28 protein-coding genes are annotated in these 26,357 nt (G+C 62.4%); 15 read left to right on the top strand and 13 right to left on the bottom strand.

The features are described from left to right. Positions 1-40 precede the first annotated feature (40 nt). On the top strand, positions 41-775 hold the full coding sequence (locus F7R90_RS12515) for a hypothetical protein (protein WP_158057759.1): 735 nt from the start codon (positions 41-43) through the stop codon (positions 773-775). A gap of 142 nt (positions 776-917) precedes the next feature. Continuing rightward, the gene (locus tag F7R90_RS12520) at positions 918-1,211 is read left to right on the top strand and encodes a hypothetical protein (protein ID WP_158057760.1); all 294 of its coding nucleotides are present in this window, start codon (positions 918-920) and stop codon (positions 1,209-1,211) included. 104 nt (positions 1,212-1,315) lie between these two features. Here the strand turns inward: F7R90_RS12520 and F7R90_RS12525 are convergent, their stop codons facing one another. From F7R90_RS12525 to F7R90_RS12535, 3 genes are all read right to left on the bottom strand, one after another. Further along, positions 1,316-1,459, bottom strand: coding sequence for a twin-arginine translocation signal domain-containing protein (locus F7R90_RS12525; RefSeq protein WP_158057761.1), 144 nt, complete (start codon positions 1,457-1,459; stop codon positions 1,316-1,318). 165 nt (positions 1,460-1,624) lie between these two features. After that, on the bottom strand, positions 1,625-2,761 hold the full coding sequence (locus F7R90_RS12530; RefSeq protein ID WP_158057762.1) for a glycosyltransferase: 1,137 nt from the start codon (positions 2,759-2,761) through the stop codon (positions 1,625-1,627). A 66-nt stretch (positions 2,762-2,827) separates the two neighbouring features. Beyond that, positions 2,828-3,391: a DUF7344 domain-containing protein gene (locus F7R90_RS12535; RefSeq protein ID WP_158057763.1), complete on the bottom strand. Its 564-nt coding sequence runs from the start codon at positions 3,389-3,391 to the stop codon at positions 2,828-2,830. A gap of 455 nt (positions 3,392-3,846) precedes the next feature. On the opposite strand from F7R90_RS12535, the gene F7R90_RS12540 reads away from it, so the two are divergent. Continuing rightward, positions 3,847-5,649: a S9 family peptidase gene (locus F7R90_RS12540; protein WP_158057764.1), complete on the top strand. Its 1,803-nt coding sequence runs from the start codon at positions 3,847-3,849 to the stop codon at positions 5,647-5,649. Between the two features lie 26 nt (positions 5,650-5,675). Here F7R90_RS12540 and F7R90_RS12545 read toward each other — a convergent pair whose 3' ends face one another. Next, on the bottom strand, positions 5,676-6,350 hold the full coding sequence (locus F7R90_RS12545; RefSeq protein WP_158057765.1) for a DUF7344 domain-containing protein: 675 nt from the start codon (positions 6,348-6,350) through the stop codon (positions 5,676-5,678). Positions 6,351-6,675: 325 nt separating this feature from the next. Here F7R90_RS12545 and F7R90_RS12550 point away from each other — a divergent pair, with 325 nt between their 5' ends. From F7R90_RS12550 to F7R90_RS12560, 3 genes are all read left to right on the top strand, one after another. After that, a complete protein-coding gene (locus F7R90_RS12550; protein WP_158057766.1) occupies positions 6,676-7,830 on the top strand; it encodes a hypothetical protein in 1,155 nt (384 codons plus the stop codon). 88 nt (positions 7,831-7,918) lie between these two features. Beyond that, a complete protein-coding gene (locus tag F7R90_RS12555) occupies positions 7,919-8,599 on the top strand; it encodes a hypothetical protein (protein ID WP_158057767.1) in 681 nt (226 codons plus the stop codon). 6 nt (positions 8,600-8,605) lie between these two features. After that, complete coding sequence (locus F7R90_RS12560; RefSeq protein ID WP_158057768.1) at positions 8,606-9,160, top strand: hypothetical protein; 555 nt, start codon at positions 8,606-8,608, stop codon at positions 9,158-9,160. Here the strand turns inward: F7R90_RS12560 and F7R90_RS12565 are convergent. After that, entirely contained in the window at positions 9,146-9,508 is a 363-nt protein-coding gene (locus F7R90_RS12565) for a hypothetical protein (protein WP_158057769.1), read from the bottom strand. The two genes, F7R90_RS12560 and F7R90_RS12565, sit on opposite strands and share 15 nt — an antisense overlap. Positions 9,509-9,603: 95 nt before the next feature. On the opposite strand from F7R90_RS12565, the gene F7R90_RS12570 reads away from it, so the two are divergent. Next, positions 9,604-10,356 carry a sensor domain-containing protein gene (locus F7R90_RS12570; protein ID WP_192498305.1) on the top strand — a complete coding sequence of 251 codons (753 nt, stop codon included), beginning with the start codon at positions 9,604-9,606 and terminating at the stop codon, positions 10,354-10,356. 398 nt (positions 10,357-10,754) lie between these two features. On the opposite strand, the gene F7R90_RS12575 is transcribed toward F7R90_RS12570, so the two are convergent. Together F7R90_RS12575 and F7R90_RS12580 are read right to left on the bottom strand one after the other, a co-directional pair. Continuing rightward, positions 10,755-11,090, bottom strand: a complete 336-nt coding sequence (locus F7R90_RS12575) for a DUF7521 family protein (RefSeq protein ID WP_158057771.1) — start codon at positions 11,088-11,090, stop codon at positions 10,755-10,757. A gap of 1 nt (position 11,091) precedes the next feature. Next, complete coding sequence (locus F7R90_RS12580) at positions 11,092-11,439, bottom strand: winged helix-turn-helix domain-containing protein (protein WP_158057772.1); 348 nt, start codon at positions 11,437-11,439, stop codon at positions 11,092-11,094. A gap of 230 nt (positions 11,440-11,669) precedes the next feature. Between F7R90_RS12580 and F7R90_RS12585 the strand changes: the two genes are divergently transcribed. The 4 genes from F7R90_RS12585 (at position 11,670) to F7R90_RS12600 (ending at position 15,670) form a co-directional block, all read left to right on the top strand. After that, positions 11,670-12,614, top strand: coding sequence for an ABC transporter ATP-binding protein (locus F7R90_RS12585; protein ID WP_158057773.1), 945 nt, complete (start codon positions 11,670-11,672; stop codon positions 12,612-12,614). Continuing rightward, entirely contained in the window at positions 12,611-13,441 is an 831-nt protein-coding gene (locus F7R90_RS12590; protein ID WP_158057774.1) for an ABC transporter permease, read from the top strand. Before F7R90_RS12585 ends, F7R90_RS12590 begins: the two co-directional genes overlap by 4 nt. Positions 13,442-13,553: 112 nt before the next feature. Then, the gene (locus F7R90_RS12595) at positions 13,554-13,949 is read left to right on the top strand and encodes a DoxX family protein (RefSeq protein WP_158057775.1); all 396 of its coding nucleotides are present in this window, start codon (positions 13,554-13,556) and stop codon (positions 13,947-13,949) included. A 170-nt stretch (positions 13,950-14,119) separates the two neighbouring features. Beyond that, positions 14,120-15,670, top strand: a complete 1,551-nt coding sequence (locus tag F7R90_RS12600) for a M48 family metallopeptidase (RefSeq protein WP_158057776.1) — start codon at positions 14,120-14,122, stop codon at positions 15,668-15,670. On the opposite strand, the gene F7R90_RS12605 is transcribed toward F7R90_RS12600, so the two are convergent. The 3 genes from F7R90_RS12605 to F7R90_RS12615 all read right to left on the bottom strand — a co-directional run bounded on the left by F7R90_RS12605 (position 15,663) and on the right by F7R90_RS12615 (position 20,321). After that, positions 15,663-16,712 (bottom strand): NAD(P)-dependent glycerol-1-phosphate dehydrogenase, encoded by a 1,050-nt coding sequence (locus tag F7R90_RS12605; protein WP_158057777.1) that lies wholly within the window; start codon positions 16,710-16,712, stop codon positions 15,663-15,665. The two genes, F7R90_RS12600 and F7R90_RS12605, sit on opposite strands and share 8 nt — an antisense overlap. Positions 16,713-16,778: 66 nt before the next feature. Continuing rightward, positions 16,779-17,471: a hypothetical protein gene (locus tag F7R90_RS12610; RefSeq protein WP_158057778.1), complete on the bottom strand. Its 693-nt coding sequence runs from the start codon at positions 17,469-17,471 to the stop codon at positions 16,779-16,781. 927 nt (positions 17,472-18,398) lie between these two features. Beyond that, positions 18,399-20,321, bottom strand: coding sequence for a beta-CASP ribonuclease aCPSF1 (locus F7R90_RS12615; RefSeq protein ID WP_158057779.1), 1,923 nt, complete (start codon positions 20,319-20,321; stop codon positions 18,399-18,401). Positions 20,322-20,638: 317 nt separating this feature from the next. On the opposite strand from F7R90_RS12615, the gene F7R90_RS12620 reads away from it, so the two are divergent. Further along, the gene (locus F7R90_RS12620) at positions 20,639-21,133 is read left to right on the top strand and encodes a hypothetical protein (RefSeq protein ID WP_158057780.1); all 495 of its coding nucleotides are present in this window, start codon (positions 20,639-20,641) and stop codon (positions 21,131-21,133) included. Between the two features lie 591 nt (positions 21,134-21,724). Here F7R90_RS12620 and F7R90_RS12625 read toward each other — a convergent pair. After that, entirely contained in the window at positions 21,725-22,438 is a 714-nt protein-coding gene (locus F7R90_RS12625; protein WP_158057781.1) for a ferredoxin--NADP reductase, read from the bottom strand. A 49-nt stretch (positions 22,439-22,487) separates the two neighbouring features. Continuing rightward, a complete protein-coding gene (locus F7R90_RS12630; protein WP_192498306.1) occupies positions 22,488-23,006 on the bottom strand; it encodes an NUDIX domain-containing protein in 519 nt (172 codons plus the stop codon). 80 nt (positions 23,007-23,086) lie between these two features. Between F7R90_RS12630 and F7R90_RS12635 the strand changes: the two genes are divergently transcribed. Beyond that, positions 23,087-23,554, top strand: a complete 468-nt coding sequence (locus tag F7R90_RS12635; RefSeq protein ID WP_158057783.1) for an 8-oxo-dGTP diphosphatase — start codon at positions 23,087-23,089, stop codon at positions 23,552-23,554. A gap of 141 nt (positions 23,555-23,695) precedes the next feature. Further along, complete coding sequence (locus tag F7R90_RS12640) at positions 23,696-23,992, top strand: HalOD1 output domain-containing protein (RefSeq protein WP_158057784.1); 297 nt, start codon at positions 23,696-23,698, stop codon at positions 23,990-23,992. A gap of 53 nt (positions 23,993-24,045) precedes the next feature. Here F7R90_RS12640 and F7R90_RS12645 read toward each other — a convergent pair whose 3' ends face one another. Then, complete coding sequence (locus tag F7R90_RS12645; RefSeq protein WP_158057785.1) at positions 24,046-24,750, bottom strand: bacterio-opsin activator domain-containing protein; 705 nt, start codon at positions 24,748-24,750, stop codon at positions 24,046-24,048. 140 nt (positions 24,751-24,890) lie between these two features. On the opposite strand from F7R90_RS12645, the gene proS reads away from it, so the two are divergent. Beyond that, complete coding sequence (gene proS / locus F7R90_RS12650; RefSeq protein WP_158057786.1) at positions 24,891-26,345, top strand: proline--tRNA ligase; 1,455 nt, start codon at positions 24,891-24,893, stop codon at positions 26,343-26,345. Positions 26,346-26,357: the final 12 nt, after the last annotated feature.

Here is a 26,357-nt window from a genome sequence, read left to right on the forward strand (position 1 = left end):
TTCGTTCAGTTTTATCCCGGACGCGTGCGGGACCTCAATCGTGTCCCGCTTCGAGATTCACCCCAGCACGAAGCTCTTCTTCGTCCTCCTCGCCGGTCTCGCCCTCCTGTTCAATCCCTTCGTGCCGGGCATCCACATCGGCGACGGTGACGTGTACCGCTACGAGGCCGCACAGGTCGAGTATCAGGACGACGGGAGTTTGCAGGCGACGAGCGTGCGGAGTGGCGAGGTGCGCGAGAATCTGCCGATAGACGACGAAATCATTTGCACTCGTCTCGGTGTCAGTCGCAGGTGCCAGTTCGAGTACCACGTCCTGAACGGCGGTAACGTCTCGACTATCGGAATCGGCGGCGCTCGCTACGAGTACGCGTATCTCGGCGGGCGACTGTATCGGCCCGACTCTGTCGGCGAGCGCGGCGACGAGCGGATGACGCTCGAACCGGTGAACGACTCGGACCCGCTCGCATCCGTCGCCACGCAAGACACCTCCTCGACAGAGCGTCGCCTCGTGAACGAGGGACGAATCAAGACCTACCGCGAACTGCCGCACGAAGAGCAACTCGTCGAAGTAGACGGCGAGTACTACACCATCTACGCGACCGCACACCGGTCGTTCTACGGACTCGGCGGCGCCAGTCGGTGTGTCAGCAGCGGAGACGGCTTCTGCGAATCCGCCAACCAGAAACGACTGGTCGATACCGGCCTCACGCTCGCGTCGTGGCTCGCTGGCTTGTGGCTCCTCCTACGAGTGCGACGTCGAATGCGGCGGTCGTAGTACCCGGTTCGACCATCTCTCGCCTATATTATTTTCGACACCACATCCGAAGATTATATCATGCGAAAGGCAGTAGCATTGGAGAAATGAAAGGTTTTCGATAGACTCGCTCGAACACGCGCGAACCGACCGCATCGGAGAGTTGTTCCTCCGCGAGACGCTCCGAAGCAAGGGCGTTAGTTCCGAGCGTGCGGTCGCCGCGGCCGACGGGTGGACGAACGACCGGATGGACTACTTCCAGACGAACGAGTCAACGGTCGTCACGTGGAGAGTCACTTGGCAGAACGCGGACGAACGAGCCGAGTTCGTCGAGACGTACGACTCTGTGTACGACTACGAACGAGTGAACTCCCTCGATGCAGTGAGTTGTCGAGAACCGGGACGGTACCTCACGACCAGCAAAAAAACGGTAACCGTCGTGCAGTGCGGCGATTAACAGCAGGTAATCGGGTCACAGCACTGATCGACGGGTTGTTCGTAGCAACTGGTCGAACCGTCGGGGTACAGACAACAGATGCGCTCGTGGAGCGTCTGCATCGACTACAGAACGTACAGCAGGCACTCGGCGGACACGTGTAGCCGTCCTGACCGCACGTCTTCTGCGTCGTCACGTCGTCGCTTGAGGGTCGCGGCGGTCGCCCCGATTGCCTTCAGGAAGTTACGTCGGTTATGTTCTTTCGTCATGGGTGCTTCGACTCGGACGAGGGATCAGCGCAATTTGATATTTTACAGAAATAGATGAAATTATATTTCTAGTCGCGTACACCATCCTACGGACAACTACGTATCGTCGGGGCTAGTTGGAACTGCAACAAGTTCTCGAAGCCACGACGCAAAATCATCGGGGCGTCAGAACATGACAACCAGCAACGCGACCAACGCGACGACGAGCACGACGCCACCGACGACTGCGGCGGGCACCAGCAAATTCTGCTGCTCGCGGGCGTCGTCGTAGGCGTCGAGATACTGCTGTAACACCTCGCGCTCGTCGTACTCCGCGAAGTTCTCGTTGAAGTCCATCTGCTCCATGTCACCCGCTTCCCGGAGTGCGTCGGTCAGTTCCTGCTCGCTAGTCGTGCGGAACGCACGCTCTTCTTGCTCGACCAGTTCGTGGGCGCTCGACTCGACGTGATACTCCACCACGCCCGCACAGCCACAAGCCAGCGCGCGGAGCAAATCGGTCGGGAACGCCTCGCGGCGTGCGGTCTGGGCGTAGACGTGCGCTCCTTTGAACGCCGCCAACCGGTTTTCGAGCGATTGGTCGCCTGCGAACTTGACCCTGTCCTCGATTCGCAGGTCTCGGACCTGTCGTTCGTAGTTGTCGCGCTCCGGACCGTCGCCGATAACGACCGCCGACCAGTCGCGGTCACGGAGTTCCGCCAAGGCGAGCAACAGACTCTCCAGATTGGCGTCCTCGTCCAGTCGGCGCGAGTAGACGATTTGGGCGGCGTGGCGCGGTTCGGTCGATTTGATGGTGTCGATGTCGATGCCGTTGGGAACCACGCGAACCGCGTCTTCCTCCGCACCGAGTTCTCTGATGCGGGTCTTGACGGTGTTCGACGGCGAGAGAACGAGGTCCGGGACGCTCGCGGCGAGTTTCCACATCGGGTCGTTCTGGTCGCCGGTTTCGGGTGCTTCGTACCAATCGACCACCAACGGGGCGCGAAGGGCGGTGCTGGCGGTTTTGGCCGCCAACACGTGCGACGGAACTGGGACGGCTTGAATCACGTCCGGGTCGATTTCGCGGAGAATCAGCGGGAGCGACGCGGCGAACTTCCTCGATTCGCTCGGTGGGTCGGTCGTGACCGCTCGATAGGTCACGTCGTTCTGTTCGAACTGCTCGTGGTCGCCCTCCCACCACTGGGCACAGCAGACGAAGACCTCGTGCCCTCGTCCGGCGAGCGCCTCGGCGACCCAGCGGGTGCGACGAGTCGTCCCCGTCGCACGGTGTTGGGCTACCGTCTCCGAGACGAGCGCGACGCGCATACGAAGCGCCACGAAGCGGCCCCCTAAAAACCCAACTCTTTTGCTCGGATAGAACGCCAGAGCCAGTCAGTCGTTCAGTTCAAGAATGAAGTCCGGGGCGGCGTTGTTGGCACGCCGCCGCCACCGCCGCAGGTCGTAGGTGTGGCCCATCGCGGTGAGGCCGAAGACGGTGATGATGAGCAGTGCGTACTGTACGCCAGAGAGTAGCGTGAAAGGGTAGACTCCCTGCCAGACCGAAGCGAGGAGTCCGAGACTCACCGCGGCGAGAATGAGATACACTTGGTGCCACGGCAGCGTGGTCTGTGGGTCGCTCGCCAACTGGAGGTCCATCCGGGCGGCGTCGTCCGTGCTGGTTATCAGACTCCGGTCGGGGTCGTACTGTAACACTCCCGCGGACTGGAGTTTCGGAAGATGCGTCTGGTGGAGCGCGCTGTAGACCGACTTGCGCTCGCTCGGCGATACGTTCCGCACTGTCGTGTCGTTCTCCCACGCGGCGACTTGTTCTGCCAGTTCACCGAGTTCGACTGGTCCAGTGTGTCGCTGGAGATAGTAGAGGACGTAGCGACGCCGGAGATTCTTCACGGCGTCGAAGACCTCGTCGCGGGAAGGTGGCGTGTTCTCGGAGGCCATTGCTCGCAGAGAACGGACAGTAGAAGCACTGATAAACCGATTCGACCGTTTACGATACCACCGAATCGTTCGCCATTTCAACCGAGAGTTGTGTCCCCAGCGCACAGGGAAACGGGAAGTTCCGTCCCGAATTCCGCGAAATCAATCCGGAAGACGACATCGAGCGAAACCGGGTGTACACCTCTGAGGAGCGGGTCTCCCGAGTCCCTCGCAAGCACTCTTTCAGTTTCGTTGTCACGACTGGTCGAGTCGGTCGGTCGGAGTTCTCGGAACGTATCGTTACCCGCTGTTCCATTGGAAGTTTCGCCCGAACGAATGGTATAGCCACCTCCTAACCGCGCGAACGACTCATGTGGCAGTATTATTCAGTACGAACGCTCGTGTCAGTTCGACCCCTCACGACGGCGCGTTCCGCGTTCCAAACCGATTTATCGCTCGGTTTGGTAGCTTGGGGCATGACGTACGAGTTCGAGCGATACCTCAACGTTCGGAACGCTACTGGTCCCTCCTTCGGTCCCGACGGGGAACGACTCTCGTTTCGATTAGACACCACGGGCACCTCGCAGGTGTGGCGACTCGGCGAACCGAACGGGTGGCCCCAGCAGTTGACCTTCGAGGACGAACCGATAACGCTCGCCTCGTGGTCACCAGAACGCGACGAACTCGTCTTCAGCATGGACGAGGGCGGCAACGAGCGCGCCCAGTTGTTCCGTCTCGACGGGGACGGCGAGACTATCACGCCGCTGACCGACACGCCAGAGGCAAAACACTACTGGGGCGGGTGGAACTCCGACGGGTCGCAGTTCGCGTTCGCGTCGAATCGCCGCGAACAGTCAGTGTTCGACGTGTACGTACAGGACCGCGACGCGACGGGCGACGACGCCGAACGCGTCTACGAGGGCGACAGTTGGCTCAGCCCGGTCGGCTGGAGTCCCGACGACGACCGCCTCGCCGTCATCGAGATGCACTCCGGGTCGGACTACGACGTGTACGTACTGGACCTCGAAACTGGCGAACTCGACCACCTGACCCCTCACGAAGAAGACGTTCGCTACAACGCCATCAACTGGGGACCGGAAGGCGACGCACTGTATCTCGTCACCGACCGCGGCGAAGACACCCGCTATCTTGCCCGACTGGACATCGACACGCTCGAACTCGACGTCGTCGAGGAGGGCGGCGACTGGAACGTCGAAGGACTCACGCTCGACGAGGACACTGGCCGATTCGTCTACGAGCGCAACGTAGACGGCTACAGCGAACTCACCGTCGGCGAACTGACCGGCGAGACGACGTTCCGGGAGTTCCCGACGCCGAATCTCCCGCGCGGCGTCGCCGGTGGCGTCAGTTTCGACCCGGACGCCGAGCGGTTCGCTATCGCCGCCACTGGGAGCGCCGAGAACACGAACGTCTTCGTCGTGGACGTGGAGACGGGCGAAACCGAACGCTGGACCGACGCCGCGACCGCTGGCATCCCCACGTCGTCGTTCGTCCGGCCGAAACTCGTCCACTACGAGTCGTTCGACGACAGGGAGATTCCCGCGTTCTTCTCGGTTCCGGACGACGCCACGCCGGGCGAGACGCCGGTCATCGTGGACATCCACGGCGGTCCCCAAGCCCAGCGCCGTCCCACGTTCCACGCGGTCAAACAGTACTTCCTGAACCGCGGGTACGCCTACTTCGAGCCAAACGTCCGCGGGTCGGCGGGCTACGGCACGGCCTACACGAAGTTAGACGACGTAGACAAGCGGATGGACTCGGTAGCAGACATCGAAGCGGGCGTCGAGTGGCTCCACGACCAGAAGGCAATCGACCCTGACAGCGTGGTCGCCATGGGCGGCTCGTACGGCGGCTTCATGGTGCTGGCCTGCCTCACGGAGTACCCCGACCTGTGGGCCGCTGGTGTCGATATCGTCGGCATCGCGAATTTCGTCACCTTTCTCGAAAACACCGGCGAGTGGCGGCGCGAACACCGCGAGGCGGAGTACGGGTCGCTCGAAGACGACCGAGAACTGCTCGAATCTATCAGCCCGATTCACAAAGCCGACCGCATCGACGCGCCCCTGCTCGTCCTCCACGGTGCGAACGACCCGCGCGTGCCCGTCGGGGAAGCCGAACAGATCGTCGAGACGGTTGCCGAGAGAGGCGTTCCCGTCGAGAAACTCATCTTCGAAGACGAGGGCCACGGCTTCTCGAAACTGGAGAATCGCATCGAGGCGTACACCACCGTTGCGGAATTCCTCGACGAACACGTCTGAGCGGGGAGAAAACGGACCATTCGCGACTACAACGTGTTCGGCGGACGACTCGCCGCGCCGAGGCGCATCTTTCGGTTCACGTAGACGTGGGCCGCGGCCGAGACGAGGAACAGCGCCGCGACGATGCCTGCGACTGGGACGCCCGAAACCGAAGCGAACGGCGGCACTCCGGCCCCAGCGGCCAGCGTCAACGAACCGCAGAACACCCCCAGCAGGAGATAGTAGTGGCTCCACGGAATCTCCTTGCCGGGGACGACTTCGAGATATATCTGTAGTTCGTCGAGGTCCTCGGCGGCCGCGACGGTGCTTCGAGCGGCGTCGTACTGGACGACGCCAGCGTCGGCCATTTTTGGTAGATGTGACTGCTGAAGGGCGTTGTACACTCGCCTGCGCTCTTCGGACGTGACCCTCTCGACCTGTTTGTCGTTCTCCCACGCCGCGACGTTGCGCGAGAGCGTTCGAAGCTCTACGGTTCCCGATTCGCGGAGCAGATAGTGGACGACGTGTCTGCGACGGCGATTGCTCAGCATCTCGAACACGGTTTCGCGCGCGACGTTACGCGAATCGGCAGTTCCGTCCTCGACCCGACTCTCGCGGCCCAACTTCTCGGCCACCGACCCGTTTCCCGACTGCTGGCGTTTCTGTTCCCGTGTCGATTCCTCACGCTCTCCCTCGTCCCGGTGTAGCTTCTCAATTGACATTTTCGGGTACGCCCGGCTTAACATCCCTTCGATGGGATGAAGCATCAGCTACGAGATGTGATTGAGAACTTAAATAATCGGCCGACGTTTCACCAGATTGTCGTGAACCCGTGGTCCCGTCGATCGGTTTCAGGGAGGCTCTAAACTCCCGTAACCAGTGCTTACCGGTCTTCAGGGATGGGCTACCGAATCCTCTCGGCACGCCAGAAATTCTTGTCGGAGTTTATGAATAAGGACGGTCCGACCATCGACCTGAACGAGTACCCACGACCGACCGGCGCGGGAGACGGGAGCGGGACGGCGGTGGGTACGAAACCACATAACCATGAAAGACAGCGTAAATCTCGACCGACGGAAAGTATTGGGCACAGTAGGCGGCCTCGCGGCCGCAGGGAGCGGACTCGCGGCATTTTCGGGAAGCGCGGCAGCGACGGTGAACACGAGTTTTACTGCGAACAACACTGACACTCTGACGACGGCCGACGGGAGTGTTCGGAAGGTCGTCGTGGAAACGGACGGGACGTACTCGTGGAAGGGACTGGACTCGCCGGCGAAGACGGCGACCGTGACCCTCGAAGCGAAGAAGGAGGGCGGGAGCTACATGCAGGTGACTTCGAAGTCCTACCGTTGCAACGGGCTATCCGGCAAGAAGGACTTCGAACTCGACACGGTGGACCTCACCGAGAAGTTCAGCGACGACCACTTCGAGTCCGACTCGGACGGGAAACTGAAGGAGACGGACATCGATCTCAAAATCTCGGTGACCATCACCTCCGCTGACGGGAGTACCAACGGTGCGAATGCGTCCGATTCGATGACAGTCTCCGCGGAGAACCGCGCAGCCGACGCGAACATCGACGGCGAGTCCAACGCGAGCGCGTCGAGTTACGATCAAGTGTACTCCTTCGATGCAGGAGGCCACCCGAACTTAGACAGCGACGGCAACGATCACGATGGTGACAGCGAAGACGCAGACACGTACCTCGCAAGCAACGTCCTCGGCAAACCGCTTCGCGTCGAAGTTTGGCACGACGACCCTATCGTCTATCAGTTCCGACTTCCGGCGGCGTTCACCACCGGATCGCAGGACAACCTCGGCGTTTTCCTCGACGTGAACGACTCCGGAACCGGGAACTATCAAGCCATCTACCACGCGTCGAACGGTGTCTCCTACCAGAAGAACGAGAGTGGCTGGACCGACGTCAGTTCGGTCCCCGGACTGGACATCTCCATCGACAGCGCCATGGAAACGGTTACACTCGCCATCGATCCGAGTCTGGTCGATTCGACCTATCGTATCGGCTTCCGTCTCGGCTACGCTGGTGGTAGCGCAAGCGGGTACGATACACTCGCAAACTGGTACCCATCCGGGACGAACTTCGCGCTCTACAACGTCCCGAGGTCCGACTTCCGTGACGACAGCGACGGCTACTTCGGTGCAGACTGGACGTCGAGCGAACACTACATGACCCAATCGTAGAAGTGCATCACGCGAACGGCCGGTTCGCGCTTCGACTCCCCGACCTATTTCGGCAGTGCGGAGGTTCGACTCCTTCGGTAGGTCCTCCATGAACACAAACCGACGGAAGGTTCTCGGTGCCCTCGCAGGCGTAGCGGTTGGCGGGGCCAGTGCAACCCTCTTCACCCGTTCGGCCGGTGCGACCGTCGAGACGGAGTTCACCGCCGACGACTTGGCGGTTGAGACCGCAGACGGGACCGTCCGGGGGCTGACGGTAGCACCAGCAGGAAGCATCGCTTGGGACGGACTCGAAGAGCCAGCAAGGAGCGTCTCGCTCACGCTACACGCGAAACTCGACGCCGACTTCAAGTTCCACCGACTCGCCACCCGGACGCTCACCGCGCGTGGCCTTCACGGCGAGACGGCGTACGACTTCGGGACCCAGCACCTCCTCCGAACCGACGGCTTCGAGGCCCCAGATTTCGAGGCGCCGGACGGCGAGACCCGAACCCGTCACGTCCGTCTCAGGCTCTCCTACGAGGTGTTCGCCGGCGACGACCGGACGTCGCTCGCAAGCGGGTACGCCGACACCGCATTCTCCGTGACCGTCGAGAACATCGCCCAGAACGGGGATGTTTCCGGTGAGGCGAACTCCGGCGTCACGGCCGAAACCGAGTCGTCCGCCGGCGAAACCCAGACGACTTCTACGGCGGCCACCGCAGATGGGCCGACGACCACCACCGAGACGACGGAAACGACGACTACGGGGACGACCGATGACGGTCAGTGATAGCGCGTGAGCAGGACCGTCTTCGGCGTCCTCGTCACCAAGCGCGCCGTCATCCTCGGTCTCGTGGCCGTCGCCGCCGTCCTCGGTGCAGGCGTGGGGTTCGTCTTCCCCCTGCTGTCGGATTCGCCCGCCGCGACGGACGCTTCGGGTGCGACGACGCAGACGACCGCACCCGCGACCACTGCTGACGCGAGCGGCGGCACCGGAGAAACCGACACGAGCGGGCCGGACTCATCGACCATCGCCGAATCGGGAGACTCGACCACAACCGACGCGACGGACTCCACGACTGCGAACCCGAATTCGAACGGGCCGCCTTGGGACGACGGGAAGAAGTCGAGCGACGAGAACTCGAACGGAGAGAAAGAAAGCGGCGGGCAGAGCGACGATAACGACCAAAACGCACCGAGAGACGACCCCGACGACGAAGACGGACGGTCTGGAGACCCACCCGACAAGTCGCCGAGTAGCGGCCCACCGACTGTCGGCGTTCACGCCGAGTCGAACGCGAGCGTTTCGTCGCTTTCGTCGGTTCCGCCGGTTCTCTCAGCCGAGGAGTAGCCGAATATTGAATGCAGTCGTGAACGCACCCACGACGGCGAGCAGTGCAGGCGGGCCGTACGCGACGTACGGGTCGTCTTCGCCCATCGCGTAGGCCTGCACGGTGATGCAGAGGACCAGGACGCCAATTTTTAGACCGACCAGTCCAGTGAGGCCGAACGTCTCGACGGCACCCCGAACGAGGACGTTTGCCTCGCTGACCGCGGCGTCGAAGTAGATGAGCGCGACGGTGGTGACCACGTCGCCGACGCCGTACGTAGTTGTCGCAAGTATCCAGAGCCAGTAGAACTCGTCTCCTCGACTCTCGAACGTCGTCCCGTCGAGCGAGAGCCACGCTGGCACGTCCATCGACCGAATTGTGTCTGCTATCCGATAAATACGTGTCGGTGGTGCTGATGAAAGATTATTTATACGACGTAGGAGTGGGTCAGGTCGAGACATCCGTGTCAACGAGAGTCGCTACCGGTGCGCCACCCCTGCTCGCTCGCTTTCTCGCGGTCGTCGCGCGGGGACAGACGTATCGGAACCTGCTGTATCTGCTGATAGCGTTCCCGCTCGGGACGTTCTACTTCGTCCTCCTGACCAGCGGGTTCTCGGTGGGTCTCGGACTCCTGATAACCGTCGTCGGGGCACCGCTGTTGGTGACACTGCTCGTCGTCACCGTCCCGCTGGCGAAGGTCGAACGCTGGTTAGCAGTGCATCTACTCGGCGTCGAAATTCCGGTTCCCGACGACCCCGAGCGACCGTCCGGTCTCTGGAACCGTCTCGTCGCGCTCCTGACGAGCGTCCGCCACTGGAAGGGCATGCTGTATCTCGCCAGCAAGTTCTTCCTCGGCCTGTTCTCGTTCCTCCTCGTCGTGATTCTGGGCGCGATTTCGGCGTCACTCGTCACTGCACCGTTCTACTACGCCGACCCGAACACCCAAATCGTCGCGCTCGCCCCCATCTTCGACGTGGTGACGCCCGTCGCGGAATCGACCGGCGTGTCGCTCTATCAGACGCCGCGTCTGCTCGTCACTGCCGACCTCGTCGTCGTCGATACACTCCCGGAGGCGCTCGCCATGTCACTCGCTGGTATCGCGCTCGGCCTCGTCTCGCTCCACGTGTGTAACTTCGTCGCGCGTCTGTACGGCGCGTTCACGCGGTTCATGCTCCGCGGGCGACGCGAGAGCGGGACGTTCGGAACTGCGAAGTGAACGGCGAGGGGAGCGCGAGGACTTTTCGACTGTTGTGACTTCTTCGAACATCGCCAACTGCTGGTCTTGGACAGTAGGCGCGCGCTGGCGCAATCCGAAGTGATTGCGCCGAAACGTGCGAGGGACGAGTGAGTGCCAACGAACGAGTCGGTTGGGGAGGACGTGGTTCCTGCGGTGCGAAGCGGTGCTGTGCGGTCTCTCCTTGGTTTCGGGAGTAGCTAGATTCTCTGCGTTCGTCGGTGCATCGAGGGAGTCAGCACAACCGACGTTTCCTTGTAGAAAGCCCCCGCCCGGTCGCGGTCGTCGGTTGATCCACTGGGCGATTTCGGTAGAAATTGACACCGACCGAGTCATATTCTCTAGGTCGAAGTCCTGTTCAGCACGACCCAAAACCTGCCTCACGCGTACTTGATGGCGTACAGAATCGAGAGCAGGCCGAGCAGTTCGCTCGTCAGTCCGAGCAGGTAGCGCAGGTCGGCGTTCTGAACGCCCAAATTGACGAGTAGGGTCGTGATGACCGAGGGGACGCCAGTGATGAGAATGATGCCGACGGCGAGAAACAGCATCGGACGGCTCTGGTTGCGCCGGTAGCCGCGATACGCTTGATAGCTGATGTACGCGCCGAGGAGCGTGACCAACAGCGCGCCGACGAAGATGTACGCCTCCGCGGGTTGGTCGAGGACGCGCAGTCCGTCTTGGGCGAGCGCGACTCCAGAGAAGACGATTCCGACCATCTCAGCGCAACCCCTCGAACAAGTCCGTGAAGCGGTCGGCGGGGTCGTCTTCGGTCAGCGACACGTCGAGGTCGAAGGTGCCGTCGTCCAAGTCGATGGTGAGTCTGTCGAGGCGCCCGGCGTAGACGCTGTAGTGGTCGCCGCCGCCGTCCAGTTCCGTGCGCTCGGTCAGCAGGTCGGCGTCGGTGAGCGCGTTGACTCGTCGGTAGATAGTGGGGAGAGAAGCGTCGCACCGTTCGCTTAGCGTGCTTGCGGACATAGGTTCGATACTCGTTTCGCGGAGGATTGCGCGGGCGTACTCGTCGTCCAACAGCGAGACGACGTCGGTCAACTCCCAATCCTCGCTCACGATGCGTGTTCTCTCTCGGACACGTTAAATAAGCCGTGCGATTTCTGACCCAGAAAACGCGAGGGGGTATTTACCGTGTCTGGACGAGACGTTGCAGTCGTGACATCGACGACCCCGCCCAGACGCTCCGAGAACCCGCCAGAGTCTTCCAGACGATTCGACGCGAGACCCGACCGCGACCTGTTGCCAGTTCGAAAAGATATAACCGACCGACGTTCGACAATACAAATATGTCAGCGATAGAAACATCCGGGCTTACGAAGCGGTTCGGCGAGGACGTCCTCGCCGTCGATTCGCTCGACCTTCAGGTCGAGGAAGGCGAGATATTCGGCTTCCTTGGCCCGAACGGTGCCGGAAAGTCCACGACCATCAACATGCTACTGGACTTCCTGCGGCCGACAGAAGGAACCGCGACGGTGCTGGGCTACGACGCCCAACGAGAAACCGACGAGATTCGCCAGCGCATCGGCGTGCTGCCGGAAGGCGCGGCGCTCTACGACCGCCTGACCGGCCGCGAACACGTCGAGTGGGTCATCGAGACGAAAGACACGAACGACGACGCCGACGCCATCTTGAACCACGTCGGACTCGAACCCGACGCCCGCGACCGGCGCGCTGGCGGCTACTCGAAAGGGATGGGCCAGCGACTCGGACTCGGGATGGCGCTGGTCGGCGACCCCGACCTACTGATTCTGGACGAACCGTCCTCGGGACTGGACCCGAACGGGATTCAGGAGATGCGAGAACTGCTCAGAAACGAAGCAGAGAACGGCACGACCGTCTTCTTCTCCAGCCACATCCTCAGCGAAGTCGAAGCAGTCTGTGACCGCGTCGGCATCATGAACCGTGGCAACCTCGTCGCGAAAGACTCTATCGAGGCGCTCCGCGACTCCGCGGAGAGTGGGGCGTCCATCACGCTCACCGTCGAGAGTGTCCCCCAGAGCCTCGACGTTGCCGGACTCGACGGTGTGACGGACGTGTCCATCGACGGGACGACTATCACGGCGACCTGTGCCGACCCGGCGATGAAGGTAGACGTGGTGCGACACGTCGCCCGCGTGGCGACGGTGCTCGACATCCACTCCGAAGAGGAGTCGCTCGAAAACCTGTTCAACGCCTACACTGGTGGCGACCCCGACGGCTCCACGGTCGAGAAACAGGAGGTGACGGCATGAGTCTCGTCGCCGTCGCGCGCAAGGACTTCAAGGACGTTCGCCGCGCGAAACTGCTGTGGTTCGTCGGCGGTATCTACACGCTGTTCGCCGCGCTGTTCTTCTACACAGGGTCCGGCGCGGACGCAGACGTGCGCGTCCAGCTCTGGAACATGTCCGGCCTCGCGATTCTCATCATCCCGCTCGTCGCGCTGGTCGCGGCCTACCTCTCGGTCGCTGGCGAGCGAGAGTCCGGGAGCATCCGGTTCCTGCTCTCGATACCGAACGACCGCAAGGACGTCGTGTTCGGGAAGTTCCTCTCGCGGGCACTGCTCGTGAGCGGCGCGATTCTGTTCGCCTTCGCAGTCGGCGGCGTGCTGTCGGCCGTGCTGTACCCCTCGCTCGAACTCGCGACGTTCGTCCGCGTGGTCGCGTTCGTCCTCTACTTCACGATGGCCTACGTCGCCATCGCGGTCGGCATCTCGTCGCTGACCGCCACGCGCTCGAAGGCGATGGCCGCCTCCATCGGCTACTTCTTCGTCTTCAACGTCCTCTGGATTCAGGGCTCTGCGTTCTCGGCGGTCGGCGCGCTTCGCTTCGTCTTCGAAGACACGCTCGGCGTCCAACTCTCGCAGAACACCGAACAGTTCGTCCAGAGTCTGAGTCCCGCGGTGTCGTACCTCCAGTCGCTCCGACTGGCGTTCCCGGACGGCTTCCAAGGTCTGCCGCCGGTAGACCCGAGTACGCCGTTCTACCTCGAACCGTGGTTCGGCTTGGTCATCCTCGCGGCGTGGATAGTTCTGCCGCTCGGACTCGGCTACTGGCGCTTCGAGCGTGCCGACCTCGGATAACCCCGCTTGACGCTTCGTTTCTACCTCCATTCACGCGATTTTCGAACCCCGAGAAGCGGCAAGTCCGCGCGGAGAATCCAAAGCTAAGTCCGAGACTGCCCTTCCTTCGAGTATGTCTGACGGCGACGCAGCACGACAAGCGACTGCTTCGACGACGTTCCGCCTCGCACGAGCGCTGTTCGGCGGCCTGCTGGCGTTCATGGCGCTCGACAACCTCCGGAACTTGGAGGGTCGAATCCAGTACGCCGACGCGAAGGGCGTGCCCGAGGCCGAACGCGCCGTTCCGGCAGCCACCGGGTCGCTGCTGTTCGGCGGCATCGGCATCGCGCTGTGGAAACTCCCGACGCTCGCGGCGGGTGCGGTGGCGACCTTCCTCGCTGGCGTGACTCCGACGATGCACGACTTCTGGAACGAGGAGGAACCACAGCAAGAACAGATTCAGTTCCTGAAGAACGCCGCCCTGCTCGGTTCGGCGCTCGCCTTCCTGAAAATCGGCCGCGAAGAGTAGACGACCGACCCGGCGCAGTTCAGTTTTCTTCCCGACTACGGGACCGTCACGTTGAAAGGTTGACTTCTCATCAGTTCGACGCATGACGAAGCGAGCGCAGGGCGTCGGGCGAGAGACGGCGAAGACGCGAGCGACGAAGGAGGAGAGACGCTGATGGAGGAGAGACGCTGATGGCCGGTAGTTCGGTGACGACTGGCGTCCTCTTCGTCGGGGCCTTCGCGGTGCTGCCCGCACCACTCTTCTACGCTGTCGGCGCGCTACTGCGGCGCAACCGCAGGACGGCGACGACGCAGGCGACCGGAATCCGGAAAGCTCGGCGGTTCGGCTACGGTCTGGTCCTCGTGTCGGCGCTGACACTGAGCGTCATCTTCTCGCCCTTCGAACCGCTCTCGACGGCACTTCGCCCGTTTCTCGGCGACTACGCCGCCGGGGCGGAGACCGTAGCCGTCCTGTTGGGACCCGTTCTCCTCGGCACCCTCGGCGTCTACCTCGGCGTCTTTCCACACTGGCAGTCGGTCCGCGATATCGACCAGTCGATGCGCGACGCGGCGAAGAGTTTCCTGAAAGCTGCACTCCTGTTTCTGCTCACGGTGGCCCTCACGCTCACGCTCGTCGTGGCCGTTCCGTGGCCGATGCAACTCGTCGTCGCCACGGCCGCACTGCTCGCCGTCCCCGCACTGATGCCAGCAGTCGTGATGCTCCTCGCCGACACGCGGCCGCTCGCGGAGACCCATCCGGGACTGCTCGCCGACTTCGAGACCGGCGACATCTCGGTTCACGTCCTCGAAGCGAAGAGCGCGAAAGTCGCCAACGCGCTGGCGACGGGACTGCCGCCGTGGCGGCACGTCTTCGTCAGCGACTACCTCTTGGCGGAACTCGACGCCGAACAGTCGCGGGCGATTCTGGCCCACGAGTTCGCACACCACCAGCGATACCACATCCCGGTTCGGATAGGCGGACTCTTCCTCTACGGGACTCTGTGGGCGGGTGCGGTCTTCCTTGACGTTCCCTACGCGCTGTGGGGCGGAGTGCTGTTCCTCGTTCCCCTCCTGTTCGGCCTGTTCTGGGTCGCCCGACGCACGGAGCGCGACGCCGACCGCATCGCCGCCGCGCGAACCAGTCCGGAAGCGATGGCGTCGGCACTGTGGCGACTCACGGAGTTGAACCTCATTTCGGGGAACCGTGGCGGGTTTGCCAGCAAGCGCAAGAACCACCCCTCGACGCTGCGCCGAGTGGAAGCCTTGGGCGTGCCGCCCGGTCCCGAGAAAGTCGCCGAATCGGAGACGGTGGTTCGCCCGGCGAAGCGGCCGTGGGTTACGGGCCAGCAGTCGCCCGATTCGAGTTGGTGGCTCGGCGTCGCAGTGTTACCATTACAGGCCGCGTTGGTCGCGTTTCTGGCCGCGTACAACTGGACGCGGGAACCGGCACTCTCGGGACTGCTGGTCCTCTTGTTGGGCCTACTGTCTGGGACGCTCATCGTCGCGCCGATTCTCACCGCAAGCCTGTTCTTCGACGCCCGCGCAGTCCGAGACAGCGACGACGAGTGGGACCCCAGTTCGTATCGCTACGGTGCGGTCGGCGTGTTGCAGTTTTTCGCCTTCGCTGGGGGTCTCGTGTATCTCGTGACTGTACCAGTCTCGCTCTACTACCTCTGGAAGCGCGGGAAACTGGATTGGCTGGCGACAGCCCATCTCAGACGAGTCGGCGAGAAAATCAGATGACGCCCGTCGTCTCCACCGCTTCGACGGCCGCCGCTTCGCTCATTCCATTGCCGAGAATCGTGTAGCGGTCCCGAATCTCGTGGGCCGAAGTGAGTGCTTCGACCACAGTCCGGTCGTCGATTCCCAACTCGTCAGCAGTCGTCGGCGCACCGATAGTGGCGAGCGCGTCTCTGACCCCCTCCCAGTTACCGCCGTGGAGGTACTCCGCGACGATGGTGCCGACGCCGACCTGATGGCCGTGGAGCGCCGCGCCGGGGACCATGCGGTCGAGTTGGTGGGAGAACAGATGCTCCGCGCCGCTGGCGGGCCGCGAGGAGTCTGCGATGGACATCGCCACGCCGGAGGAGACGAGCGCCTTGACGACTATCCACGCCGACTCTTCGAGACCCTCCTTCACCGAATCGGCGTTCTCGACCAACATCTCGGCGGTCATCTCAGCGAGTGCGGCCGAGTAGTGCGAATACTCGACGTTCTGGAGTCGATTCGCTAACCGCCAGTCCTTGACGGCTGTGTAGTTCGAGATGATGTCGGCACAGCCAGCAGTCGTCAGTCGCCACGGCGCGTCGGCCAGAATTTCGGTGTCGGCGACGACAGCGAGTGGCGGTTCGGCCGCGACGCTATGGCGGGTGTCGCCCTCCGGAACTGACCCACGACCAGAGACGATGCCATCGTGGCTCGCGGCGGTCGGCACCGAGACGAACCCCCGTCCGAGGTCGTCGCTGGCCATCTTCGCGATGTCGATGGCTTTCCCGCCGCCGACGCCGACGAGGTAGCCGGGGTCGGTCTCCTCGGCGATTTCGAGAACGCGTTCGACTGCACCGAACGTCGCTTCCTCGATTTCCACGACGACGGGGTCTTCGCCCGTCTCCTCGAAGTCCGCGACGACGCGCTCGGCGGCCACCTTCCGCGGCGTCGGACTGGTGACGACCAGCGGTCGGCCGTGCAGGTGGAGTTCCGAGACGGCCTCGACGGTGTCGTCGAGGACGCCGTGGCCCACCAACACGTTCCGCGGCAGGCGTATCCACGTAGTTTTCTCGAACATACCCGATACTTCTCTCGGGGCGGGTGAAACGCTTTACCCTCTCAATCTGGCCGTCGCTCTCCGCCGCTACTCACGTACAGTCCCCTGCGAAGAGCGCCAGCCGACGGCGACGCGTCGGCGAGCAGTCCGCATCGCCAACCGAACTGCGAGCAGTCGCTGGGCGAACAGCGCGGCGCCTAGCAGTGCCGCCCCGACGACTGCCCGCGGTTCGAATCCAGCGACCGGCACGGAGAAGAACCAGTCCGGAACCGCGACGAGACCCGAGACGACGAGGAGCCACGCCGTCGCGCCGACTGTCTCGACGACAGCGAGCGCGCCGTGGTTCCGACCGACGAGCGTGGCGAGTGGCTCTCGTCCGCGGAGGACGCTGTCGGTGACGGTAGCCAGTACGAGCAGTCCACCGGCGAGGACGACGCCCGCGAGGACGACGCCGAGAACGCCGCCGAGCCACTCTGCGACCGCGAGCCAGCCGACCCAGACGGCAGTTTCAGCGACTACGAGCGCGCCGACGGCCGCGGCCGGAACCGGGTACCGGCGGCCGTTGACCACGAGATGGGTGAGTAGTCCAGCGAGCAAGAGTCCGGCCGCGAGTGCCGCGACGCCGACGAGGTCGGCCAGCGAGAGTCCGATGCCGTCCGCCAGCGTGAGTTCGGCGTCGTCGGAGAGTCCGAGCCACACGGACAATGCGAGCAGTTCGACGCCTGTCGCGCACCCGACGCCCAACCCTCTGACGGCCGTTCGAACGACGCGACGAATCATCGGTAGTCCCGTACAGCAGGTAGTTGACTCCGCGTGCTGAGCGACCGACCTCGTTGCGCGGACGTCCGTCGGCGACGCTGGAGTGACATAGGCTAACATGCTCGTAGAGAGGTTTTGTTATCACCTGCCTGATGGTGCTAGTGTGAGTCTACAATCGGTGTATATCGAGTCGAACAGGGACTAGAACGGTTCTGAGAATTTGGGACTGAGTTAAGTTGTGTTTTTCTGACTGTATTGCTGTCGTGAGGTTGTCCTCTGTAAGGTCTCTCTACTTACTGAGGAGCGGTGTGGTCTCCGGGACGTCACAGGCGTTTCGGGAATCTCAAGACCGAGTTCGAACCGAATCAACTGACTCAGAGCCACTACTATCACGAACTCATGGAACCGCGCGGCACCCACAGCCGTGCCCCAACCCGACTGCACGACTCGATTTCTGGAAGACACTACAGAGGCGCGTTTTTCAAACCACAGAGTGGTACTTTCCAACGTAATCCGGCGTGCGCGGCCGAATCCTACGGGGATTCGGCCATTCGCACGAGGTCTTCAGGAGCGTAGTCGTTCGAAAGGGCGAAGCCCTTTCGTGATCACGAGAGAGCGACGCTCTCTCGGACGACGACTGAAGGCTCGGAAGACAAGCGAAGCGCAGTCTTCCGGTGGATGAGCGAACTGACGTGAGTGAATCGGCTGGGGAGGTGTGTGGCTTTGCGGTCGCAGGGCTGTGCGGAGCGGTGCGGTCTCTCATTGGTTTCGGGAGTAGCTAGCTTCCTCTCTTCAATTACCCAAACGACCCCGACACGGCACCCGAATCCTCAGTGGGTTCAAAACCGGTAGCTAGCTATTGCGCTTCAAACTCCGGAACCAAGCTCCGAGACACCAAAACACGTGACCCACGGAACCCAAACCCGCCCACAGAAAACCCAACTACCTCTATTTGAACCGGAACGTCTCCAAGTTCTTCGGCGCGAAGGTGCGCATGTTGAACTCGTGGTAGAGCGACGACGACAAGTCCTGCACGCTCGACTCGTCGCCGTGGACGCACAGCACTTTCTCCGGGCGCGGGTTCATCGTCTTCACGAAGTTCATCAGCCCCTGTCGGTCGGCGTGGCCGGAGAAGCCATCGACCGTCTCCACGTCAAGTTCGAGTTTCAGGGTGTTGTTTCGGCCGCCGCCTTGGCCGCCCATCGGAATCTCGTCCCAGCCGTTCTGGATGCGTCGGCCGAGCGTCCCTTGGGCCTGATAGCCGACGAAGACCATCGTGCTGTCCGGGTCCGGGCCGATGTGTTCCAGCCACGACATTATGGGGCCGCCAGTAACCATACCGGAGGTCGAGAGGATGATGGCTTGGTCGCCGTCCGCCACGTCTTGGCGTTCTTCCTCGCCGCCGTCGATGTGGTTGAACTCTTCGGCGAGGAACGGGTTCTCGTCGTCGTGGAAGATGCGGTCGCGCAGGTCGTCGCGCAGGTACTCGGGATACGTCGTGTGAATCGCCGTCGCCTCCCAAATCATCCCGTCGAGGTGGACTGGCATCGACGGAATGTCGCCCTTGCGCATCGCCTCTTCGAGGACGAGCATAAGTTCCTGAGAGCGACCGACCGCGAACGCCGGGATGACGACTTTGCCACCCTTCTCGTAGGTCTCGTTGATGACCTTCTTCAGGTTGCGCTCGGAATCTGCTTGGTCGGTCTGGTAGTCGTTGCGACCACCGTAGGTCGATTCCAGAATCAGCGTCTCGACGCGCGGGAAGTCGTTGACCGCGCCGTTGAACAGGCGGGTGTCCTCGTAGTGGATGTCACCCGAGAACGCGACGTTGTAGAGGCCGTCGCCGATGTGGAAGTGCGTGACCGCAGAGCCGAGGATGTGGCCCGCGTTGTGGAACGTGAGTTTCACGTCCGGCGCGATGTCCGTCACGTCGCCGTATTCGAGCGGGATGGTGTGTTTGATAGCTTCCCGAACCATCTCGGACTCGTATGGCGGCGCGCGGCCTTCCTTGGCGGCCACGTCGAGATAGTCCAGTTGGAGCAGGCCCATCAAGTCCCGTGACGGTTCCGTCGTGTAAATCGGGCCGTCGTAGCCGTACTTGAAGAGTAGAGGAAGGAGCGCGGAGTGGTCGAGGTGGGCGTGTGTCAGCACCACCGCGTCGATGGTGTTGGCACCCGCACCGAGCGCCTCCTCGACTTGGAGGTACGGCACTTCGCCCTCCGCGCCGGGCTTGTCGCCACAGTCGATGAGGATGCGCGTCTCGGGCGTCGAGAGGATGAACGAGGCGCGACCGACCTCCCGGCAGCAACCGAGCGTCGTCACGCGGACGTACTCCTCGTTGGACATCTCTTCGCGGTGAATCTGGCGACCCACCTTCTCCAAGATGTTCCGCCGGTCGTCGCGTTCCTGTTTCAGGAAGTTCCGAACGTTCGAGACCGTGGAGGACTCGATGGGCGGCGTGCGGACGACTTCGGGCGTCCAGCCGACCTGTTGGGTTATCTCGCGGAGCGTCGAACCGTGCTTGCCGATGACCATCCCTGGTTTCTCGGCTTCGATGACGACTTCACCGGTATCGACGTGGAAGTCGAGGTCGGTGACGCCCGCCTCTTCGGGGATGACCTCCAAGACATCCTCACGAGCATCGTCGGGCCGCGAGAGAACGTCCGGGTCCGGTCGAACCGTGATTCGTTTGCGAAGTTGGCTCGCCAACTTGCGGATGAGGTCGCCGTTGCGCGCGAACTTCTTGGGGTCGCGCGTGTAGACGACCAGTTCCGGGCCTTCGTACTTTACGTCCGACACCGAGATGTCGCTCGGTAACTCGCTCTTGATCTCTGTTCGCAGGTCCTCGAGTTGCTGGTCTACTTTACTCATAGTGAAAAAGTCGGCTTCCGTCTGTCACGTGCTGCCCTCGGTCTATGCCTCGATGGCGATAGCTGACGGGCACGTATCGGCCCGGTGTCAGCACCATCAGGACTATGACTCAGAGTACAGCACAGCATAGATTGTCGCTTTTCTGCGGGGTTCTCGAAAACTCACGCGTTAGCGCGAGTCGTCCGCGCCCCCGGCGGAGACGCCGCAGACCGGACGGTCAATTGGGGACGCAGGAAAACCCGCTTGGTCGCCACTAGTCGCTGGTGTTATAAAAGCTTTCTCAAAATCGGTAAGTCCGGCGGGTTCGTCGTTTGGGTATGCAGTTGACACCCCACACAGTCGGCGAAGAGCGCGATTGGGTCCGGGACAGAGCAGACGTAGTCGTGCCGCTTATAAACGCCGTACGGACGGACCTCGGCGAGTTGTTCGGCACGGACGTGAACGAAGTGACGCTCGACCAGTACGAAACCGCCGTCGAGGAAGTCTTCGCGGACGGTGACCTCGCTGTCAACGTCGCGGCACTCGTTCAAATCCTCCGCGAGGTAGACGTAACGGACGACTACCCGGGCTTCGTCGTAGACGAACTTTTGGGTCGGGAGTTAGCTGGGATGCTTGCTGGAAACCAACCGCTGAGACTGCTCGGAGAGGCCACCTTCCACTACGCGGACGTGATAACTCACGGCGACCCCGACGAAGACGCCGCGGGCGCGGACGACTTGGACGCCGCACTCGCTGCAGGGTTCCAGACGCGACTTCCGGGGTGGCAGTGGAAAGCGGGCGAGAGTCCGTTTTCCATAGAAAGAACAGACTAGGGAAACGCTCGGTGCGACAAACCACCTGCAACAGGTCGATCATGCAAGCCATCGTCTGGGCGGACTGAAAGGGGTCAGTCACGCGAATAGCGAGGGACGGAGTCCTTCGGGCCGTTCGCGCGGCAGTACCGCGAGAAGACGGAGTGAGAGTAGCCTCGGAAATCGCCCGCCCGCGAACGAAGTGAGCAGGAACGTCTTCCGGTGTCCGGTCGCGTTTATGTAGTCGTCTCGGCGGCCCCTATCGACGCGAGTGTTGTCTTCACGGGCAGAACGAGTGAAGGCTCGTCGGAACTTGCTCCGTCGGCGCGACGCGCCGTGAACGGGCGGGAGCTTTCGAGGACGTGTTACCGGTTTCCTCGGCTACAGCTACGAAGTTGCAGAAGCAGTGAAGCGTCCTGCTCGCACGTCACGAAGGAGAAACCGCACTGCGACCGCTCCGCACCGGCCACACACCTCCCCAACCGACTGCGGTCCTCGGGACCCCAGTCCCTCGCGCGAGTCGCTCCTGCCGTCGCTCCCGCGCGCCAAGAGTTACTTGAAAATTCCAAATATCCCGGCGAGTGACCGCAAGTTCTCGATACCCGTTTGACATCACTCTTCGCCGGACACCTCGTCGCCTTCCCAGCCTTCGCTGAAAATCCGGTCCTCCCCAGCTCCCTCGTCTTTCAGCACGTCTTCGGTCTCGACCACCATCTGGGGTACTCCGCAGACGTAGAAGTCTCGACTCCCGAAGTCGTCCAGATAGTCGCTCAGGTGTTCTTGGACGTGCCCTTCGTCTCCGGCCCACGACTGCTCGGAGAGGACGTACGTCACGTCGAAGTCGTCGTTTTCGGTGGCCATCTGGTCCAGCGTCTCGCGGTAGATAATGTGCTCTTCGTCCTTCTCGCCGAAGAAGAAGTGGGCGTGACCCGACCCTTCGTTCACGTACTGCTTGGCCATCGCCATCATCGGCGTGATGCCGGTGCCAGTCGAGACGAAGGCCACGTCCGAGTCGAGATTTCGAATGTGCAAGTTTCCACCCAGTTCCTCGATTTCGACGGTGTCGCCGGGGTCGCGGTCGTGCATCCACGTCGAAGCGGTGCCGTCGGGGTACCGCTTGATTGCGAGCGTGATTTTTTCGTGGCCGGGCAGGGCAGTCGAGGTGTACGGTCTGACGACTTCCTCCCCATCCTGCTCGAAGTGGATGTGCGTGTGCTGGCCGGGGGAGAAGTCGAAGGTGTAGTCATCGGATTCGAGGACGAACTGTTTGACGTTCGGCGTCATCTGGTAGACGGACATAACGGTGACTTCGTGAGTGTCGGTCATGGGCAAACCGCTACGAGACGGACGCCGTTAATTCGGTCGGCCGAAAGTATCAGTCGATGACGCCCCCATCCCGGAGTCGAAGACGGCCCAGTTTCCGAACGTCTACGTCCCCCTTCCGTACGGCCCCGACCGAGATGAACCGCGCGTCTGCGGCGTCCGACCCCGCTCGCACTTCGCCTTCGGTCGCCGAGTAGTCGATGTGATAGTTGATGGACCGATAGTTGGCGCGCGGCCCCTCGGACAGGACCGTACCAACGAGCGTCAACGCCGTAGGTGCGACGATCAGTCCGGTCTCTTCGTGGAGTTCTCTCGCCGCCGCCTCGCGGGCGGGTTCGTCGTACTCGGGGTGACCAGCGGGGAGGTCCCATCGACCGGCGCCGCGGCCGCTGGCGCGCTGAATCAACAGGACGCGGTCGTCGTCCCGGACGGTGACGCTCGTCGTCGGGACGGACTGTCGCCACCACGTCCGGTCACACGACGAACAGTGCGCCCGGTCTCGACCTTCGACTTCGACGCTTCCGAGTTCGCTCCCGCAGTCTGGGCAGTAGTTCGCGTCGCAAGCGAGCATCGCATCGCAATCGTCGTCAACACCGAATAAGTTACTCGACATTCGACAGGACTATTTTCTCTACGTTCGACCGAGACGCTATGCAAAATGCCACGCTCTGTTACCTCCTCGAACCCGACGCCGAGGAGGTCCTCCTCATCGAGAAGAAGCGCGGCCTCGGCGAAGGGAAGTTCGTCGGTCCCGGTGGGAAAGTCGAGGACGGCGAGACACCCCACGAATGCGTCGTGCGCGAAGTCGAGGAGGAAATCGGCGTCGAGGTTCCGAATCCCGAGAAAGTCGGCGAGTTCGAGTTCGTCTTCGGTCAGGAGTCGGATATGTTCGTCCACGTCTTCCGCGCCGAGGAATTTGTGGGAACTCCTGAGGAAACCGAAGAGGCAGACCCCGAGTGGTTCGACTTCGAGTCGGTGCCCTACGACCAGATGTGGGAGGATGATAGGTACTGGATGCCACACCTGTTCGAGGGCGAGACGTTCTCCGGGGAGTTCGTTTTCGATTCGGACGGCGAGGAGTTGCTGGAGTGGGACGTGGAAACCGATTTCGAGCAGTGACCCCCGCATACGGGTCGCTCCGGCCGGACCTTGAGTTGTAGGTGGTCGAATTAACCATGTCGAACCCCTTGGTATAGAGGACGACGAACGGTCTGTTCTCAACTCATGACACATATAGACAAGCAAAACGGAGCGGGAGAAATGCAGTACGACCCCGGTGAAGAGGCGTACGTTACCGTTCATAGCGACCGAGACCTCGAAGCAGTCGATTCGACTATCGTAGAAGCCGTGGCGGCCGTCACAGACTCGGAACCGACCGAGATTCCGCCACTCCACAACGTGATAGACCCCGAGGCGCTCGGCGAACTGTTCGCTCAACCCCGCCGGGCCGAGTATCGAAATCGAACGGAGGGAGCGGTCACCTTTCGGTTGGCTGGCTGTGAGGTCCGCTTCCACGCGGACGGACGAATCGTCGTGACACCCCCCGAAAACGAGTAATCGGACGTCTGGTCTACCCGCCGGACCTGAATCGGCGACCGGTCCTTCGGTCCTCAGCCTCGCGAAGTTTGCCCGTCGAATAACACGGTTAGCAGTTTCCGCTCGGCGTTGTGGAGGTGTTGTGACAGCGTCGCGGAGCTAATGTCGAGTTCGTTCGCCAGTTCCTTGCCGGAACACTCCCGTGGCCAGTCGTAGTAGCCCGCGTCATAGGCGGTGCGCAGCACTTCACGCTGGCGCTCCGTCAGCCGGTTCTGGACGACGTACTGGAACTTCCCGTTACCGAACGGCGGTCTGAACGGTGTACCGTTCCGCTTGGCGACGAACTCCGCGTCCGGGTACTCCTCAAGGAACGCTTCGACGACCGGCTTGGCGTCGTAGCGAGCGGGTAGCACGGCGGTGATTCGGCCGTCACCGGTCACGCTGTGGACGTCGTGGGGAAGCGCCCCGAGTTCGGCCAGCGAGACGGCCGGACAGTTCTCGGCGACCGAAAATTCGAGTAACCCACCGTTCTCGTACGTCGAGAGTATTCGCGGCTCGACCGACTCATGGGCCGCCGCGTGGTCCAAGATGGTCGCCGGGTCAGCGTCCGAGATGTGGAAGAACTCGGCATACCGACCGCCAGTTCGGGGAATCATCTCTTGGAGGTCGAAACGACAGTTCTCGGCCGCCGACGCCCCGACGAACGGATGCGACACGTCGGTGAGCGAGAACTCCAGTTCGGTCGCGGTTTCGCGCGCCGAATCCTCTCCCTCTTTCATCGTGACTCCCACTAACCGGGGGCAGGTAATCACACTTCTGGCGTCGTAAGTAAACCCGTTAAATCGGCTCGACGGCTGGCGTTCGAAACGGTACCACAGCTTCATCGCATTTAAGAGCGTATCGGCGAAATCTGTATCTAATGAGCAACGACCAGGACCTCGGCATCACCGAGTCCAAAGAACACAGTCCCGGCGACTGGTACGCGGAAGTCGTCGTCAAGGCAAAGCTCGCAGACTACGCGCCCATGGGTGGGTTCATCGTCACCCGACCCCGCGGCTACGCGCTCTGGGAAGGGATTCAGGACCACCTCGACGGCTGGTTCAAGGACACCGGCGCGCAGAACTCCTACTTCCCCGCGCTCATCCCCGAGGGCTACCTCGAACAGGAGAAGGACATCGTCGAAGGCTTCGACCCCGAAGTCGCGTGGGTCACCCACGGCGGCCACGACGAACTCGAAGAGCGACTCGCCTTCCGGCCCACCAGCGAGTCCATCATCACGCCGTTCATGAGCCAGTGGGTCCGGAGCCACCGCGACCTGCCCCTGCGCCTGAACCAGTGGTGTAGCGTCATCCGTTGGGAGGCCACGGAAACGAAGCCGTTCTTCCGCACCAAGGAGTTCCTCTGGCAGGAGGGCCACACCGCCCACGAGACCGAAGACGAAGCGTGGGACGAGACGATGACCCGCCTCGGTCAGTACGAGAAACTGTACGAGGACGTGCTGGCGATTCCGGTCATGCGCGGCCGCAAGCCCGCCCACGACAAGTTCCCCGGCGCACACACCACGACGACCGTCGAGGCGCTGATGCCCGACGGCAAGTCCGTGCAGGGCGGTACCTCTCACTACCTCGGCCAGAGCTTCGCGGAGGCCTACGACCTCACCTACACCGACGAGGACGAGGAGGAGAACGTCGCACACACCACCTCGTGGGGTCTCTCGTGGCGCGCACTCGGCGCGCTCATCATGACCCACAGCGACGACCAAGGGTTCGTCTGCCCGCCCAAAATCGCGCCCGAGCAGGTCGTCATCGTGCCCATCTGGAACGAGGACAACGAAGAAGAGGTGCTCGACTACGCCGAAGGCGTGGCCGACGACCTCGAAGACGCCGACGTGCGCGTCGAACTGGACGACCGCGACGAACGCAACCCCGGCTTCAAGTTCAACGAGTGGGAGCTGAAGGGTGTCCCCGTCCGCATCGAAATCGGCCCCAACGAAGTCGAAGACGAGGAATTGACGGTCGTGCATCGCCCCGACGGCGAGGACACCGTGGAAGACCGCGACGACATCGAAGAGTCCATCGAGGACCACTTCGAGGAAGTCCACGACAAACTCTTCGAGACTGCCGAAGAGAACCTCCAAGAGAACGTCCGCGAGGCGAGCGGCCGCGGCCAGATTCTCGGCACCCTCGGCCAGCACGGCGGCTACGTCAAGACGCCGTGGTGTGGCGACGAGGATTGTGAGGAAGTCATCAAAGACGAAATCGCGGCAGAAATCGTGATGGTCCCGATGGACCGCGACGAGGAACCCATCGGCGACGACTGTGGCGTCTGTGGCGAGGATGCCGAAGAGACGGCCTACTTCGCCCGGTCGTACTGAGTTCGCTACTCT

The sequence above is a fragment of the Halorussus halophilus genome (assembly GCF_008831545.1).
In the GTDB taxonomy this organism is placed as follows: domain Archaea; phylum Halobacteriota; class Halobacteria; order Halobacteriales; family Haladaptataceae; genus Halorussus; species Halorussus halophilus.

Bases quoted from the DNA above. Each gene is read 5' to 3' on its own strand.
- F7R90_RS12525 (WP_158057761.1), bottom strand. From the start codon at position 1,459: ATGACGAAAGAACATAACCGACGTAACTTCCTGAAGGCAATCGGGGCG.
- F7R90_RS12530 (WP_158057762.1), bottom strand. From the start codon at position 2,761: ATGCGCGTCGCGCTCGTCTCGGAGACGGTAGCCCAACACCGTGCGACG.
- F7R90_RS12535 (WP_158057763.1), bottom strand. From the start codon at position 3,391: ATGGCCTCCGAGAACACGCCACCTTCCCGCGACGAGGTCTTCGACGCC.
- F7R90_RS12540 (WP_158057764.1), top strand. From the start codon at position 3,847: ATGACGTACGAGTTCGAGCGATACCTCAACGTTCGGAACGCTACTGGT.
- F7R90_RS12545 (WP_158057765.1), bottom strand. From the start codon at position 6,350: ATGTCAATTGAGAAGCTACACCGGGACGAGGGAGAGCGTGAGGAATCG.
- F7R90_RS12550 (WP_158057766.1), top strand. From the start codon at position 6,676: ATGAAAGACAGCGTAAATCTCGACCGACGGAAAGTATTGGGCACAGTA.
- F7R90_RS12555 (WP_158057767.1), top strand. From the start codon at position 7,919: ATGAACACAAACCGACGGAAGGTTCTCGGTGCCCTCGCAGGCGTAGCG.
- F7R90_RS12565 (WP_158057769.1), bottom strand. From the start codon at position 9,508: ATGGACGTGCCAGCGTGGCTCTCGCTCGACGGGACGACGTTCGAGAGT.
- F7R90_RS12575 (WP_158057771.1), bottom strand. From the start codon at position 11,090: ATGGTCGGAATCGTCTTCTCTGGAGTCGCGCTCGCCCAAGACGGACTG.
- F7R90_RS12585 (WP_158057773.1), top strand. From the start codon at position 11,670: ATGTCAGCGATAGAAACATCCGGGCTTACGAAGCGGTTCGGCGAGGAC.
- F7R90_RS12590 (WP_158057774.1), top strand. From the start codon at position 12,611: ATGAGTCTCGTCGCCGTCGCGCGCAAGGACTTCAAGGACGTTCGCCGC.
- F7R90_RS12595 (WP_158057775.1), top strand. From the start codon at position 13,554: ATGTCTGACGGCGACGCAGCACGACAAGCGACTGCTTCGACGACGTTC.
- F7R90_RS12600 (WP_158057776.1), top strand. From the start codon at position 14,120: ATGGCCGGTAGTTCGGTGACGACTGGCGTCCTCTTCGTCGGGGCCTTC.
- F7R90_RS12605 (WP_158057777.1), bottom strand. From the start codon at position 16,712: ATGTTCGAGAAAACTACGTGGATACGCCTGCCGCGGAACGTGTTGGTG.
- F7R90_RS12610 (WP_158057778.1), bottom strand. From the start codon at position 17,471: ATGATTCGTCGCGTCGTTCGAACGGCCGTCAGAGGGTTGGGCGTCGGG.
- F7R90_RS12615 (WP_158057779.1), bottom strand. From the start codon at position 20,321: ATGAGTAAAGTAGACCAGCAACTCGAGGACCTGCGAACAGAGATCAAG.
- F7R90_RS12620 (WP_158057780.1), top strand. From the start codon at position 20,639: ATGCAGTTGACACCCCACACAGTCGGCGAAGAGCGCGATTGGGTCCGG.
- F7R90_RS12625 (WP_158057781.1), bottom strand. From the start codon at position 22,438: ATGACCGACACTCACGAAGTCACCGTTATGTCCGTCTACCAGATGACG.
- F7R90_RS12630 (WP_192498306.1), bottom strand. From the start codon at position 23,006: ATGCTCGCTTGCGACGCGAACTACTGCCCAGACTGCGGGAGCGAACTC.
- F7R90_RS12635 (WP_158057783.1), top strand. From the start codon at position 23,087: ATGCAAAATGCCACGCTCTGTTACCTCCTCGAACCCGACGCCGAGGAG.
- F7R90_RS12640 (WP_158057784.1), top strand. From the start codon at position 23,696: ATGCAGTACGACCCCGGTGAAGAGGCGTACGTTACCGTTCATAGCGAC.
- F7R90_RS12645 (WP_158057785.1), bottom strand. From the start codon at position 24,750: ATGAAAGAGGGAGAGGATTCGGCGCGCGAAACCGCGACCGAACTGGAG.
- proS (WP_158057786.1), top strand. From the start codon at position 24,891: ATGAGCAACGACCAGGACCTCGGCATCACCGAGTCCAAAGAACACAGT.